The sequence below is a fragment of the Myroides sp. genome (genome assembly GCF_032073645.1).
Lineage (GTDB): Bacteria > Bacteroidota > Bacteroidia > Flavobacteriales > Flavobacteriaceae > Flavobacterium > Flavobacterium odoratimimum.
Genome location: NZ_DAMANB010000001.1, coordinates 154,546 through 169,168, shown reverse-complemented (window position 1 = coordinate 169,168; position 14,623 = coordinate 154,546). Strand labels below are relative to the sequence as shown.

Genomic DNA, 14,623 nt, shown 5'->3' with positions numbered 1-14,623 from the left:
AGTATAAAAAAAGGCGTTACGAATAATAGTAACACCTTTATTTATGTTTGAATCAAACATTATTTTTTATGTCTTGTTTCACAAGAAACAGTCAATTTATGTCTTCCTTTAGCTCTTCTAGCAGCTAATACTTTTCTACCGTTAGGAGTAGACATTCTATCCATGAAACCATGTTTGTTTCTTCTTTTTCTATTCGATGGTTGAAACGTTCTTTTGCTCATTGCTTTTATCTTTAAATCTTAATTTTACTAATCTAACTGGTTTATTTGAATTAGCTGTTGCTTAAAAACCGAGTGCAAATATATAAAAGTCTTTTTACTCTTACAAAACGTTTTTGAAAAATATTTTCATTCTTTTCATGATTAGATTTTTTAAGTGATTGTTTTCTACTTTAACAACTTCAAATCTATCCAATCTAATATTTCTTTATCTTTTGTAGTATCGAATTTTCTTGCATAAAGAAAATTGTCTGAAGCTGTTTTTAAAAACTCCTTATCTTCGATTGTAAAAGTAACTGGTAGAGGAACATTCGTTCTATCCCAATCTATATATGTTAGTAAAGATTCGACTTTAATATCGATATCATCTTTCATAACTTGTACTAATAGAGTTTGAAAAAAATATTCATCAGAACAAAACGATACTTTAAAGAAATTATAAAATTCATCATAATTAGAATTGTATAAATCTACTATTTTTTGCAATGTATCATATCTCAATGACCACCATTGAGAGCCTTTGTAAAACGTTATAGATGGATTGAGTTTTTTTTCTGTAAAAAAATACTTTAAGTATTTAAATTTAAAGCACCTTTTAAGTAGTGATTTGTATATACCTGTAAAGTTATGTTTTTTAAAAATTACATAATCACCTCTTTTATCACTTCTGTTAACTTTGTAACCTTTGAAGTTTAAGTAAGGGCGGTAATGTTTTTCTTTAGCTACAAAAAATTCAATGAAATCTTTTGATATATTCTCAGAGTAAAATTTTGTTATCTCTTTCGCGTTTTTTAGGGGGTAATCTTGTCCACTAATTAAGACTATTCTATCTTCTGGTTGTACAGGAAATAGTTTTAAATTTTGTATTAGATTAAGTGTTGCTTGAACTTGTGAAAAATCTCCCCAAATACAGTTAACTCTGTTCTCTATGAAATGTATGTTTTTTTTATAACTAATTTCTTTAAATATATCGATAGAAGTTTTAGAATCAATGTGAATTAGAAAAAAAACTTGATCATCTGTCAATTGACTTATCATACGTTTTAACTGTGATGGATTTGTATGAGCTTGTACTAAATAATATATTTTCATATTGAAACAATAAAAAATTATAACTTCATATTGAAGTAAATGAAATCAATATGAAGCTGTTATTGAAAAGAGTTAACTTATCTTTCGTTTTTGATTAGAAATAATAATGAAGACAAAAGATTTTACTTAATTATACTTTTTTAAACTAAAACAAATATAGTATAGTTTTGAAATAAAATATCTTTTATGATAATATAATAATTATATTTTATCTGATGCGAATTATAAATATACAGGAGATAATCTGTTTTGTAATACTAAGTCTTATAGATTCGGTCTAAATGACTATAGTTATATGGTTGACTCTGTGGGGGATAGTGGCGATTGAGAATGATAAAACATATTATTATACTTGGGTAGGAAGTGATAAGCGAAAGCCGAAAGTACAACCAGAAATGGGAGAACATGGACAGTATATGCTGAATAAGATGAAAGCTTTTACCACTATGCAGACGGTAAAGATATACGAAGATATACAAGCTCATCAAATGAGCAGAACAAAATAATAAAGAGCTCCATTAAGGAGCTCTTTTCTGTTTATATAATCGTTGATTTGTGATACGGGATATTATCTTGATATCGATATCCTGTTCTGTATCGAATATGGTTACAGATATAGTCACCGATATCAGATGTAATAAATTTAGAAGTCTTGTCTAAGTCAGTAGTTAATACTCCTGCATTGATACAGTGTAGTACTGCATCCTCTATAGCTTCAGCAGCTTCGTGTTCGCCTAAATGTTCTAGCATCATAGCTCCACTTAATATGGAAGCAATAGGATTAGCGATTCCTAGTCCTTTTGCCTGTGGATAAGAACCGTGAATAGGCTCGAATAAAGCGCTTTCTTCTCCGATAGATGCAGAAGGCAATAATCCAATAGAGCCACCGATAACACTAGCTTCATCAGAAATAATGTCTCCAAACATATTTTCTGTTAGAATAACGTCAAACTGTTTTGGGTTTAAGATTAATTGCATAGCCGCGTTATCTACAAACATAAAGTCTAGTTCAACTTCTGGGAACTCCATAGCAATGGTCTTCACTACTTTTCTCCACAGCCTAGAAGTTTCTAATACGTTTGCTTTATCTATAAGTGTCACTTTATTATTACGTTGTTTAGCAGTTTTAAAAGCTAGACGAGCGATACTTTCTATTTCTTCTTGATGATACGAGCAGATATCTACTGCTGACTTGCCGTCAGCAGAAGTGCTTTTGTCTCCGAAGTAGATACCGCTAATTAATTCTCTATAAATTACCATATCAGTTCCCTGAATGATGCTTTCTTTTAAAGGGCTTTTATTGATCAGCTTTTGATACGCTTTTACAGGACGTACATTAGCATAAAGGCCTAATTCTTTTCTAAGAGCAAGTAACCCTTGCTCAGGGCGTATCTTCGCAGACGGATCATTATCGTATTTAGGATCCCCAATCGCGCCAAAAAGCACAGCATCCGAAGCCTTGCATTTAGCTAATGTTTCCTGTGGCAAAGGATTGTTTGTTTCGTCTATAGCAATAGCTCCGATTAATGCTTCGTGATATTGTAATTGGAACACATAGGTCTGTGCCGCTGCGTTTAATACTTTTATTGTCTCGTGGATTACCTCAGGGCCTATACCGTCTCCCGATAATACCGCTATATTGTATTTGTTCATCATGTCTAGTACGATTTAGTTTGTTCAAAGGATTTTATTGCATCCTTTTTAGCAATTAAGAAGTCTATGTCGTCATATCCATTTAGCAAACAGATCTTTTTATACGGATCTAGTTCATAGTGCTCTTTTTGATTATTGACTGTAATAGACTGTTGTTCCACATCCACATCTATCTCTACATTAGGGTTATTTTGTACTTCATTAAATAAGTAAGAGAGATACTCCTTACTTACCATAATAGGAAGTACACCATTGTTTAAAGCATTCGTTTTAAAGATATCTGCAAAGTAACTACTCACAATCACTTTAAAACCATAATCAGATAAAGCCCATGCTGCGTGTTCTCTACTACTTCCACACCCAAAATTATTACCAGCGATTAATATCTCACCAGTGTATTTAGGGTTGTTTAGAGAGAAGTCTTTTTTCTCACTACCATCATTGTTATATCTCCAGTCTCTAAATAGATTATCACCGAAGCCTTCTCTGTTTATACTTTTTAAGAAGCGAGCAGGTATGATCTGATCTGTATCTATATTCTCTATAGCTAATGGAGTAGCAGTAGATGTTATCTTAGTTAAGGCTTGCATATTCATTCATTTTAGAGTAAGTAATCTTTCCTTCTACAGCTACGATAGCTGCTGTTAATGGGCTTGCTAATAAGGTACGAGCTCCTTGTCCTTGTCTTCCTTCGAAGTTTCTATTTGAAGTAGAAACACAGAATTCGCCTGATGGTATCTTGTCTTCATTCATCGCTAGACAAGCAGAACAGCCTGGTTGTCTAATTATAAAACCAGCTTCTTGGAACACTATATCTAGTCCTTCTTCTTTAATCTGAGCGACTACTTTTTGTGAACCAGGTACTATTAGAGCATTGATGTCTTTAGAGATTTGCTTTCCTTTAATATAAGAAGCAGCTACTCTAAAGTCTTCTATTCTCGCATTCGTACAACTACCTATAAATACGTGTTTAATCGGTATCGTATCAATAGCCTGACCAGGTAATAATCCCATATAATTAAGAGCTTTCTCTTCTGATTCATTTTTATTGAATGGAATGAACGTATCTATGTCTATTCCCATACTTGGGTTAGTACCATAAGTAATCATCGGCTTGATATCCTCAGCATTGAAGTGATATTCACAGTCAAATTGCGCATCTTTATCTGTTGGTAACGTTGACCAGTAAGCCACTTTTTGATTCCACTCTTCTCCTTGAGGAGCAAAGGTTTTGTCTTTTACATAGTCAAAAGTAGTTTTGTCAGGAGCTATCATTCCTCCACGAGCTCCCATCTCTATACTCATATTGCAGACCGTCATTCTCCCTTCCATACTCATCTCTTCAAATACGTTACCAGCATATTCACAGAAGTATCCCGTACCCGCATCTGTTCCTACCTGAGAGATGATATATAAGATCACATCTTTTGGTTGTACATGAGCATTAAGCTTACCACTTACAGTGATACGCATAGTCTTTGGTTTATTCATTAAGATACATTGACTAGCGAATACTTGCGCTACTTGGCTCGTCCCGATACCAAATGCTATAGTTCCGAATGCGCCATGAGTAGAAGTATGACTGTCTCCACAGACCATACTCATACCTGGCTGAGTAATACCAAGTTCGGGTGCGATAATATGCACTATTCCTTGGTATGGGTGTCCTAAATCATAGTAAGTAATGTTGTTTTCCTTACAGTTAATTGCTAATTGTTCTACTTGCTGTTTTGATAAAGGATCTTTTATTGGTAATTCTTGATTTAGAGTAGGTACATTGTGATCCACTGTAGCGATGATTTGTTGAGGTCTAAAGACAGGAATCTCTCTCTTCTTTAGTTCATCAAAGGCTTGTGGACTTGTTACCTCATGAATTAGATGTTTGTCAATATATAATATATCCGGACCGTTCTCAATACTTTCTACGACATGGGCATCCCATACCTTGTCAAATAATGTTTTTGGTGTTTTACTCATTTTCTTTGTTTGTTTAGGCGTGTTTAATAATCTGGTTTTGTGTATACATATTCATAATGGCAAATAAGTCTACTTCGGTTACTTCTTTTTTAGTATCTGCTACGCCTAAGAAATATTCGTATAAAGTATCTAGTTCTGTTTTAGTGACATCATATCCGATATTCTTGAAGCGATATGCTAAGGCAGATCTACCACTACGTGCTGTTAGAATGATAGAAGAAGCGTCTACACCTACATCTTTAGGGTCAATAATCTCATAAGTGTCTCTTCGTTTAATCACTCCATCTTGATGAATACCAGAACTATGAGCAAAGGCATTCGCACCTACGATAGCCTTATTCGGTTGTACTACCATTCCCATCGTAGAAGAAGTCAACTGACTTAAGTGGTTTAACATCGTCGTATTAATATCTGTATGAAAGCCTAAATTTTCATGTTGTTTTAAGATCATGACTACTTCTTCTAGAGCAGTATTACCTGCGCGTTCACCTATACCATTGATAGTACACTCGATCTGTCTAGCTCCATTGATTATTCCAGCGATAGAATTAGCAGTAGCCATTCCTAAGTCATTGTGACAATGACATGATAAGATGACGTTTTCTATTCCTTTGACATGATCTCTTAGGTACTTGATTTTGTTTCCATAATCTGTAGGTAGACAGTATCCAGTAGTATCTGGGATATTGATCACTGTCACCCCTGCTTGGATCACTGCTTCACAGACTTTCGCTAGATAAGCATTATCAGTTCTACCAGCGTCTTCTGCATAGAACTCTACGTCGTGTACATACTTCTTAGCATAAGCTACAGCTTCTGCAGCACGATCTATAATGGCCTCTTGTGTTGAGTTAAACTTGTATTTTATATGTGAGTCAGATGTACCGATACCTGTGTGTATTCTTGGTTTTTGTGCAAACTCTAATGCTTTAGCTGCCGAATCTATATCTTTTGTATTCGCACGAGTAAGTGCACATATTTTAGCGTTTTTAACGATTTTACTAATCGCCTGAACAGCTTCAAAGTCACCAGGACTAGAAATAGGAAAACCTGCCTCAATCACATCAACACCTAATTCATCGAGTTGCTGAGCAATAGTTAACTTTTGTTGTTTATCTAGTTTACAACCAGGTACTTGTTCTCCGTCTCTTAATGTGGTGTCAAAAATCTCAATCTTTTCAGTTTTCATATTTTTATGTTTTTAAATAACTTTAGACAAAAGTGTATAAAAGCTTTTTGTTAACTTTATCAAAAAAACAAAAACTACAATGTTAAAAAACCAATTTCAATATCTAAGTTGTTGTTTTTTAGTTTGTTAAAATATTTTTTATTACAATGTCAAATTGGGGGAAAGACTGGTTATTTATATTGATAAAATCTTTGACAAGGTCAGAGAAACGTCAATTTACTTTATATGTGAATAGGTTGCAGAATAATGCAGATGCTAAATTCATCTCTTTATTTAATGCGATGGATAAGATGGAGGAGTATGATGAGCAAGTTATTCTCAAACAAAAAATAACGAGTAAACAACAATTATCCAACTTAAAAGCAAATCTGTATAAAGCTATTTTGGCTAGCCTTCGTATGAATCCTAGTAAGAAAAACGTAAGAATACAGATACGTGAACAATTAGATTTTGCAACCATTTTGTATCAAAAAGGATTACATAAGCAAGGGCTAAAAATATTAGACAAGGCGAAACAAATCGCTTTAGATGTAGAGGAGAAAAGCCTGGCTCTAGAGATTATAGAACTAGAAAAGGTAATCGAATCTCAGTATATCACTCGTAGTATTACGGGGCGTGCAGACGAGCTTATCGCACAGTCTAATGACCTGATTATACAGAACTATTATGCGACTAAGTTATCTAATCTATCACTGAAGTTCTATAACGAGATGCTTACCTCAGGGTATGCTAAGAGCGAGGAAGATAAGCAAGAGCTAATTACCCGATTTAGTGATCAGCTCTTAGATATAGATGTGAAGGTGCTTAACTTTAGAGAGAAGTTGTGGTACTTTAAAGCACATGTGTGGTTGTGTTTTCTAATCCAAGATTATCACAATGCTTATAAATACGCTAAGCTATGGGTGACGCTATTCTATGAGCATCCTAAGATGATACAGAGTCATCCTATATGGTATTTAAAAGGAAATTCTTATCTATTTAAAATCTTATTGTTATTTAAATCAGTGGATAAGTATATTTATTGGAATGCTAAGTTAGAAGAACAATTAACTTTAGAGAGTTTCCCTCAGTCTATGAATATAGATTCTCAGCGATTCTTATTACAGTTTAGTAATAAGTTGAATATAGAGTTTATACAGCAGACTTATAATGGCAGTTTACTTTTTGTCAAGCAATTACAGCGTGGTATTAATGAATATCGAAATATGATCGATGAGCATCACTTCCATATTCTGTATTTTAAAGTAGCCTCTTTGTATTTTGGGTACAAGAAGTATGAAGATTCACTTGCTTATACAGCGCGCATTTTGAACAAATCTGACTATTCTGTACAAGAAGATTTACTATTCCATACGCGCATCTTATCTCTAATGGCACAGTATGAGTCTGGACAAGATCAGTATTATGAAGATTTTATTAAAGCCAATAGAACCTTGATGAAAAAGATGAAAAATAAAACACAGATACACGACACCTTTATGAGGCTATTCGAAGGGCTATTAGGGGCATCGGCTAAAGATCAGAAGGTTGTTTTAGAGCGATTTGTAAAAGAAACTGAAGAGCTCTATACGAATAGATTTTATGTGAGAAGTATTCTCTATATAGATGTCCTAAATTGGGCAAAAAAGAAAATAGTTTAGTTTAAATATATCGACTTATGCAATGATAAAAGCCACATAGACTTCTTAGTTTATGTGGCTTTGTTTGATTAAAATGTGTTGGATGTTTCAAAAGAATTACTATCTTCGCCACAGTATTAGAAAATAATACAGTATTTATTCCATAGAAATAGGTTATACTTAGTTGTATATGAAAAGGGAATCGTGTGAGAATCACGAACTGTCGCGCAACTGTAAGTAATTCATTAATTTTTTATCCAAGTGATCCACTGTTATTACTTAAGTAATGGGAAGGATGATAAAAAATAGTTACAAGTCAGGAGACCTGCCTAATTCTGTTTATAGACTATGCTTTCGCGGTTTAGAGCTTTATGTCAAGTTGGAATGTGTTTATTATTTAATCCATGAGATTATAGTCTGTATAATCTAGGATAAGCACATTGTATCTTTTCATTTAATTCCAAATCATTTTCTCGAATAGCAGTTTGATAGATTTCTATCTAGTTTATAGTATTGTCTGAATACTGTAGGATTAACGAATATAACTATGTTAATAGAAGCAGAGATAGAAGAACGCAAATCGAAGGCAATCACTAGTGTCTTTAAGGTAGTATTTCCAGATACTACTAATCATCATAACACGATGTTCGGTGGACGAGTAATCATGATGATGACAGAGACAGCATTTATGACTGCTACGCGTTTTTGTAGAAAGAACTTTGTGATTGTTAGCAGTGATAAGATTGACTTCAGCAAGCCGATACCAGCAGGCTCATTAGTAGAGATGGTAGGCGAGGTAGAGTCTATCGGTAATACGAGTATTCGCATCCGTGTCAATGTGTACAGAGAGAAGATGAGAGAGGATGAACGCATCCAAGTAGTGACAGGAGTATTAACACTCGTAGCATTAGATGATAATTTCAAACCGATATCTATATTAGACTAGGTTTTATACAAGTAAATTTTGTAAGCATCTTACATTTTTTAGTTTTTGGTAGGGGGATAGACAGGTTAGTGTTTATCCCCATTTTTTTTGACTCCTTTTAACCCAGAATCAGTGATAGACAGATAAACGAAAAGTAATTATACAAAATAGCTCTGAATTAGTGATACAAGCATACTATAGTATGGTTTTAGAGCTAATGAAAGAGATATGAAGTAGAATTGCTTTGTAGTATTTGGCTAACGCTTATTCTGGGTTTAATCTAGTCTTTGAGATCTAAACATTGGTTTCATTATAGCTATCTAACTCCATTTATAAACCTTTTATAAGAGGTATAATCTTAAAAATAATAAACTCATTTTTTTACTTTTTGATTCAAAAATTGACCTTTTATAACGAGTTTTTATAGAGTATACTTCCTTTTTTTTGATAATTAGCTCTGTAAAGACCTATAATTAGTTCTTTTTGAAAAAAAGGATGACATTTTTTTTAAGAGTGATTTCTGTTTAATGTGTTGATTTATAGTGTTTTGTTTGTTTAATGTGTAGAATGAATACTTTCTTTATATCCCCTTAAAGCCTTATAAACAGTAGTTTGACTGCAATTCCTTCGACAGTTGGTGGACAATAAGCCGTATTTAGTGGGCAAAAGAGGTCGTTAGTCGAAGAATTGTCCTTTTATTGACCATGTATTCTCCTTGGATATAAGGTTAAAATAAATTTGAGAAATAGTGAATCTGTCAGATAATGTCTGGGATTTTGGAAAGGGACTTTATAGTTTTGGATTCACTTGTAAAAAACCAATAAACATCACGCATGAAAGGATTGTTAAACATTGTATTAACAGTGGTATTAGCTACTACAACTATGACTGTATATGGTCAAAAAAAGAAAAGAAATGTAAAGCAGTATAATAGTGTTGAGGTATATCGTGCCAATGATGTTATTCAAGATTTATTAAAATCAGGAAGAGATACGGTTTTTACGAGACATTATTTAAGCAGCTTCTTAGTAGACTCTACGCGTTTATGGAAAGAAGAAGTAAAGTATACAGGAGAAAAACTGGACGATAATAAATATAAGCTGTCTGCTCAGAGTAGGCTTAAAGAAAAGAATTCGGGTGAGTTAAAGCTAAATACCGAAAGTGAGAAGGTATATCATAAGAATAAATCAGATGCTGTTCATATATTGAATAGGAGATATCTATTAGATGGATTAGTAGAAGAGGTAGTTCATCAGAATAAACAATATGTTGTCAAATGTATAGATAAGGAAGGGAACGTGTTGAATGAAACAGGATGCCTTCGCTACTCTCAGACACCTTTCCCAGTTGAAAAAACAGAAAAGTTTCAAAACAATCTACAAAAAACAATAACTAATCTAGTAAGTAAGAGTAAAGGTAGACTACCTCGTTATATCATATTGGCTATTGAAGCAGATTATGAGAGCCAACGTTGGAATCTAGCTTTAGACTTTCCTAAAGAGTATAAGTTAGGCTCTGATATGCACACTAGTTTAGTAGCTGCTATAGCACATGTGTTAAATAATGAGAAACTAGAAGAATATCATTTTGATAAAGATATTAATGGTAATTATTATAATAGAACTATGTTTATCCCATTATCTTTTAGATGATAAGAATAGTTAGAGATTAAAGAACTCTAGAGTATTGAAAATATAATGTTTTGAAGAAGGAATGATCTAAGAGAATAGTAATAGTTATCTAGGTGATAGGTCGTTTAGAACAAGAGTAATCTTAAATAGAAAGTATTTATACAATAAAGTAGGTGAAAAATACTTTTATAGTTATATGTAATTAAATTATAGAATAAAGAAATAGATATGATAATGAGACAAATGCAATTAAATAGAATAACGGCGTTAATACTTTTTTTAATTTCAGTATTAGGATATGGTCAGGGGGGACCAGCTTCTGATGCGCTTATAATTAATAGGTAGCTTTTAAGTGGATATGATATTGTAAAAGAGTTAAATAAGCAAGAGAAAGATACATTGTTTACTAGATACTTTAACAGTATTAATGCTGTTGATTCTGTATCTACGTGGGACAGAGTAGTGAAGTATACAGGGAAAAGCCTAAAGGATAATCAGTATTTACTAATGACTAAGACTTATAAGCTTGATATAGAAACAAGAAAATTAGTTAAAGAGGAAGAAAGCAAAAGAACTTTATTAGATAAGAAAGGAAAGAAACAGGTCTACATAAGAAAGCAATTCTTAAAAGGGGGGGCTAGTAGAAGAGTATAAGAGTGATAAAGGGAAGGAGACCATTAGCTGTTATGATAAAAATGGAGCTAAGTTAAACGATAAGGGATGTCTGCTATATAGTTATTCTAAATTTCCAGGACATAAGTTTGAGGCTTTATCTATAGATGTAAAACAGGGAATACAGAATCTTCTGTATAGTTCTAAAGGAAAAATACCTTCTTACATCTTGCTGAATATAGAAGCGGATTATCTAAGTAAGAAATGGTTTGTAATATTTTCTTTTCCTGAAGACTATAAAGTGAGTAATCATTTGTACTCGGGTTTAGTGATTAATATTCTTAATGCCCTAAATAGTTTAAAAATAGAAGAGTATCACTTTAATAAAGATTTATATGGTAATTTCTATAATCGTAACTATACTATTCCTTTGACATTTATAGCTCACCATGGATAGTTATAGTGTGTTAAATGATAGAATGTAAGTTTTGTATGAAATATTAATAATAAGTTAAAGTTTTATCTTTTTTGTCAGATAATGTCTAGGATATACGGAGTGGACTTTCTAGTTTTGATTTTATATGTAAAATATTAAATCAAACCTCAATGAAAGTATTATTTAAATCAACGCTATTATTTGTAGCTATAGTTATATCTTCACTTGGTTATAGTCAGACTACACCAGGCGGAAGTGCCCTTAGACAGAGTCGAATGAAATTTACGGGGAATGATATTATTAAGAGTATTCTAAAAAAGAATGAGAATATAACTTTTACACGCTATTTCAACGGTGGATTTGAGGTTGATTCTACTCGTTCTTGGACAAATAGAGTGGTCTATACAGGTAGTGTATTAGCTGATAATAAGTATGAGTTTAAATCAAAAATATATAAGAGAGATTTAAATACTAAAGAAGAAACTCTTTATATGGATAGGGTTGTAACCTATCTTAATAAAAAAGAAAAGGGTTCTACACTTGTTACTAAGCAATTTTTGTTGGATGGATTGATAGAAGAGATTACAACTGTAAATAAAGAAAAAGTGATTAAATGCTATTCTAAAGATGGAAAAGTTATTAATACTGATGGTTGTTTGTTATATACTAGATTTAAGTTTCCAAAGGATAAAATGATAGATTTATCTGAAAAAGTGAAGGCAAAAATAACTAATACTATTTATACTAAGAATGGTTCTGTGCCTAATTATATATTAGTAAATATTGAATCTGATTATAAAGCTCAAAAGTGGAATCTGGCATTAGATTTTCCTAGAAATTATAGTTCAGATAATGCTATGTATACTGAATTAGTGACAGATATTATGTATGCTTTAAAAAATGAAAAGTTAGAAGATTATCATTTTAATAGAGATATTAATGGAAATTACTATAATAGCAATTTGATTGTTCCAATTACTTTTAATAAAGCAGTGAATAAAAGATAAGATATTAACTTGGTATAATATGATTGGCGATATAAACTAATTGAGTGTAACATTCAATAGGGAAGAGATAGAAATGAATACGCTCTGATGACTAGTCATCAGAGCGTATTTTTTATACTATTTAGAGTTGTTGCTAAAGAAATAATAAATCACATATAACCATCCGAGAAAGAAATGGACAATGGCCCAAAGAATAGATTTATTTCTCGTCCAAGATAGGAATACTGCGATAAGCGAACCTAGTGTAAGTCCACCTCCCCATATCTTGATGGAGGGACTATCTGCAAAGGCTGAGGTCGTGATAAGGATCATGGCCGTGATCCAAAATGCATGAGATTTGTTCATAATGATTTTGTTTTTTGTGTTAATTACCTATAAAGTTAATAAAAAATAATTTTATAACTAATTGTAATTTAGAGTTGTAATGGAAATAAGGATTGTATTACAACGAAATGTCAAAAACAAAAAGCTCAAGAATCCTTGAGCTAGTAGAGTAATATATCGATTTATGGCTATGGTGATAAATGAAAAAAGCTACTCATAGAGAGTAGCTTTATATGTTGCTTAGTGCTTATGCAAGAATGCTTGTCTTTGTAAAAGAGTTTCTTCACTTTCGACATGGTTGTCGTCAGGAATACAACAATCTACTGGACAAACTGCCGCACACTGAGGTTCTTCGTGGAATCCTTTACACTCTGTACACTTAGAAGGTACGATGTAGTAGAACTCATCAGAAACAGGTTCTTGAGCTGCTTCAGCATCAACTTCAGTACCATCAGGTAAAACTACCTTACCTGTTAAGGCTGTACCGTCTTTATATCTCCAGTCATCTGCTCCTTCATATATCGCTGTGTTAGGACATTCAGGTTCGCAAGCTCCACAATTTATGCATTCGTCTGTTATAATGATTGCCATAGCTTATATTTTGTTTTATATGTATTAACTTTGTATGCAAATTTACACCCAAAACAATTCACAAACAAGTCAATATGAATTTAGATGTTAAAAAAAATGCATTTGTTAAGTTAGGTCAATTTTTGAGCCAATTCGCTGCAAATGAATTTGTAAAAAACAATGATGTATGTCATAATGATGAATTTTTTTCAAAGTTTGAAGAGCTGATTCACAGCTCAGTAAACTACAATGGATGGTTCACATTAGAACAAGTAGTGATCTCGATCAACTCTTGGGCAAGTGCGTTGACACAAGATAATTTAGAAAAGTGGACTTCAAAATATGATTTTTCTACTGAGCCTAATAAGCGAGTAGGATTGATTTTAGCAGGTAATATTCCTTTAGTAGGATTTCACGATTTTATCAGTGTATTGATTTCGGGTAATATTGCTAAGGTAAAAATGTCTTCTAATGACCAAAAATTACTTCCTTTTTTAGCGAATTACTTAGTAGCTGTAGAGCCTGGATTTGCTAGTCGTTTTGATTTTATTGAAGGGAAGATGGAAGGATTTGATGCAGTGATAGCTACAGGAAGTAATAATACAGCTCGTTATTTTGATTATTACTTTAATAGTGTTCCTAATATCATTCGCAAGAATAGAAACTCTGTTGCTGTCTTAGATGGTACAGAGAGTCATGAGGATATGGTGGCTTTAGGTAAAGATGTGTTTACATACTACGGCTTAGGATGCCGTAATGTATCTAAGATATTCGTACCAGAAGGTTATGTATTTGATAGTTTTTATCAAGGTATGTTTGAGTACAAAGATGTTATAGAATATGAGAAATATTCTAATAACTATGATTATAATAAAGCTGTATTCTTAATGAGTGAGTTTAAGATTCTAGATAATGGATTCTTAACTGTGAAAGAGGATAAGGGATATGCTTCACCTATATCGTCTGTATTCTATGAATACTATACTGATATTAATGAGGTAAAAGCGAGACTAGCTCAGGATGTGGATAAGATACAATGTATCGTGTCTAATAATCTAGTAGATGGCAGTATTGCTTTTGGACAGACACAAGAACCACAGTTATGGGATTATGCTGATAATGTGGATACTATTGAATTTTTGTTAGGATTGTAATGATTAGAGATGGCACGGATTATAAATCCGCGCCAACTGATATACGGAACAGGTTACAAACCACACCAGCATTAGTAGAGACGCAATATTTTGCGTGTCACAGTTAATGTTTACAGAACATGGCACGGATTGCAAATCCGCGCCAACTGATATACGGCGAGGGTTACAAACCACACCAGCATTAGTAGAGACGCAATATTTTGCGTGTCACAGTTA

General features: G+C 32.8%; 15 protein-coding genes and 1 riboswitch. Of the genes, 8 read left to right on the top strand and 7 right to left on the bottom strand.

What is annotated here, in order from left to right:
* Positions 1 to 59 precede the first annotated feature (59 nt).
* Together rpmH and RT228_RS00770 are read right to left on the bottom strand one after the other, a co-directional pair.
* Complete coding sequence (gene rpmH, locus RT228_RS00775) at positions 60 to 221, bottom strand: 50S ribosomal protein L34 (RefSeq protein ID WP_006256972.1); 162 nt, start codon at positions 219 to 221, stop codon at positions 60 to 62.
* Positions 222 to 386: 165 nt separating this feature from the next.
* Positions 387 to 1,310, bottom strand: a complete 924-nt coding sequence (locus tag RT228_RS00770; RefSeq protein ID WP_006256971.1) for a beta-1,6-N-acetylglucosaminyltransferase — start codon at positions 1,308 to 1,310, stop codon at positions 387 to 389.
* A gap of 281 nt (positions 1,311 to 1,591) precedes the next feature.
* Here RT228_RS00770 and RT228_RS00765 point away from each other — a divergent pair, with 281 nt between their 5' ends.
* On the top strand, positions 1,592 to 1,816 hold the full coding sequence (locus RT228_RS00765) for a hypothetical protein (RefSeq protein ID WP_006256970.1): 225 nt from the start codon (positions 1,592 to 1,594) through the stop codon (positions 1,814 to 1,816).
* A 31-nt stretch (positions 1,817 to 1,847) separates the two neighbouring features.
* Here the strand turns inward: RT228_RS00765 and leuB are convergent, their stop codons facing one another.
* Genes leuB through RT228_RS00745 form a run of 4 tightly spaced genes read right to left on the bottom strand, consistent with a single transcriptional unit; the run spans position 1,848 to position 6,129 of the window.
* On the bottom strand, positions 1,848 to 2,966 hold the full coding sequence (leuB, locus tag RT228_RS00760) for a 3-isopropylmalate dehydrogenase (RefSeq protein WP_006266495.1): 1,119 nt from the start codon (positions 2,964 to 2,966) through the stop codon (positions 1,848 to 1,850).
* Positions 2,967 to 2,968: 2 nt separating this feature from the next.
* A complete protein-coding gene (leuD, locus tag RT228_RS00755) occupies positions 2,969 to 3,553 on the bottom strand; it encodes a 3-isopropylmalate dehydratase small subunit (RefSeq protein WP_058700025.1) in 585 nt (194 codons plus the stop codon).
* Positions 3,537 to 4,940, bottom strand: a complete 1,404-nt coding sequence (gene leuC / locus RT228_RS00750; RefSeq protein ID WP_058699322.1) for a 3-isopropylmalate dehydratase large subunit — start codon at positions 4,938 to 4,940, stop codon at positions 3,537 to 3,539. The genes leuD and leuC overlap by 17 nt, the downstream gene beginning before the upstream one ends.
* 13 nt (positions 4,941 to 4,953) lie before the next feature.
* Positions 4,954 to 6,129, bottom strand: a complete 1,176-nt coding sequence (locus RT228_RS00745; protein ID WP_006256966.1) for a 2-isopropylmalate synthase — start codon at positions 6,127 to 6,129, stop codon at positions 4,954 to 4,956.
* Positions 6,130 to 6,275: 146 nt separating this feature from the next.
* Between RT228_RS00745 and RT228_RS00740 the strand changes: the two genes are divergently transcribed.
* The 6 genes from RT228_RS00740 (at position 6,276) to RT228_RS00715 (ending at position 12,359) form a co-directional block, all read left to right on the top strand.
* The gene (locus RT228_RS00740) at positions 6,276 to 7,769 is read left to right on the top strand and encodes a hypothetical protein (protein ID WP_058699323.1); all 1,494 of its coding nucleotides are present in this window, start codon (positions 6,276 to 6,278) and stop codon (positions 7,767 to 7,769) included.
* Positions 7,770 to 7,902: 133 nt separating this feature from the next.
* Positions 7,903 to 8,096, top strand: a riboswitch (cobalamin riboswitch).
* A 199-nt stretch (positions 8,097 to 8,295) separates the two neighbouring features.
* Positions 8,296 to 8,694 (top strand): acyl-CoA thioesterase, encoded by a 399-nt coding sequence (locus tag RT228_RS00735; protein WP_058699324.1) that lies wholly within the window; start codon positions 8,296 to 8,298, stop codon positions 8,692 to 8,694.
* Positions 8,695 to 9,506: 812 nt separating this feature from the next.
* Complete coding sequence (locus tag RT228_RS00730) at positions 9,507 to 10,325, top strand: hypothetical protein (RefSeq protein WP_058699325.1); 819 nt, start codon at positions 9,507 to 9,509, stop codon at positions 10,323 to 10,325.
* 378 nt (positions 10,326 to 10,703) lie between these two features.
* Complete coding sequence (locus RT228_RS00725) at positions 10,704 to 10,958, top strand: hypothetical protein (protein ID WP_006256961.1); 255 nt, start codon at positions 10,704 to 10,706, stop codon at positions 10,956 to 10,958.
* A gap of 187 nt (positions 10,959 to 11,145) precedes the next feature.
* Entirely contained in the window at positions 11,146 to 11,373 is a 228-nt protein-coding gene (locus tag RT228_RS00720) for a hypothetical protein (protein WP_058699326.1), read from the top strand.
* 149 nt (positions 11,374 to 11,522) lie between these two features.
* Positions 11,523 to 12,359 (top strand): hypothetical protein, encoded by an 837-nt coding sequence (locus RT228_RS00715; RefSeq protein ID WP_006256960.1) that lies wholly within the window; start codon positions 11,523 to 11,525, stop codon positions 12,357 to 12,359.
* Between the two features lie 564 nt (positions 12,360 to 12,923).
* On the opposite strand, the gene RT228_RS00705 is transcribed toward RT228_RS00715, so the two are convergent.
* Entirely contained in the window at positions 12,924 to 13,274 is a 351-nt protein-coding gene (locus tag RT228_RS00705; RefSeq protein ID WP_006256958.1) for a 4Fe-4S dicluster domain-containing protein, read from the bottom strand.
* A 74-nt stretch (positions 13,275 to 13,348) separates the two neighbouring features.
* Here RT228_RS00705 and RT228_RS00700 point away from each other — a divergent pair, with 74 nt between their 5' ends.
* Complete coding sequence (locus tag RT228_RS00700) at positions 13,349 to 14,407, top strand: acyl-CoA reductase (RefSeq protein WP_058699327.1); 1,059 nt, start codon at positions 13,349 to 13,351, stop codon at positions 14,405 to 14,407.
* Positions 14,408 to 14,623 lie beyond the last annotated feature (216 nt).

Bases quoted from the DNA above. Each gene is read 5' to 3' on its own strand.
- RT228_RS00705 (WP_006256958.1), bottom strand. From the start codon at position 13,274: ATGGCAATCATTATAACAGACGAATGCATAAATTGTGGAGCTTGCGAA.
- leuB (WP_006266495.1), bottom strand. From the start codon at position 2,966: ATGATGAACAAATACAATATAGCGGTATTATCGGGAGACGGTATAGGC.
- RT228_RS00735 (WP_058699324.1), top strand. From the start codon at position 8,296: ATGTTAATAGAAGCAGAGATAGAAGAACGCAAATCGAAGGCAATCACT.
- leuC (WP_058699322.1), bottom strand. From the start codon at position 4,940: ATGAGTAAAACACCAAAAACATTATTTGACAAGGTATGGGATGCCCAT.
- RT228_RS00770 (WP_006256971.1), bottom strand. From the start codon at position 1,310: ATGAAAATATATTATTTAGTACAAGCTCATACAAATCCATCACAGTTA.
- RT228_RS00745 (WP_006256966.1), bottom strand. From the start codon at position 6,129: ATGAAAACTGAAAAGATTGAGATTTTTGACACCACATTAAGAGACGGA.
- leuD (WP_058700025.1), bottom strand. From the start codon at position 3,553: ATGCAAGCCTTAACTAAGATAACATCTACTGCTACTCCATTAGCTATA.
- RT228_RS00740 (WP_058699323.1), top strand. From the start codon at position 6,276: ATGTCAAATTGGGGGAAAGACTGGTTATTTATATTGATAAAATCTTTG.
- RT228_RS00700 (WP_058699327.1), top strand. From the start codon at position 13,349: ATGAATTTAGATGTTAAAAAAAATGCATTTGTTAAGTTAGGTCAATTT.
- RT228_RS00730 (WP_058699325.1), top strand. From the start codon at position 9,507: ATGAAAGGATTGTTAAACATTGTATTAACAGTGGTATTAGCTACTACA.
- RT228_RS00765 (WP_006256970.1), top strand. From the start codon at position 1,592: ATGACTATAGTTATATGGTTGACTCTGTGGGGGATAGTGGCGATTGAG.
- RT228_RS00715 (WP_006256960.1), top strand. From the start codon at position 11,523: ATGAAAGTATTATTTAAATCAACGCTATTATTTGTAGCTATAGTTATA.
- rpmH (WP_006256972.1), bottom strand. From the start codon at position 221: ATGAGCAAAAGAACGTTTCAACCATCGAATAGAAAAAGAAGAAACAAA.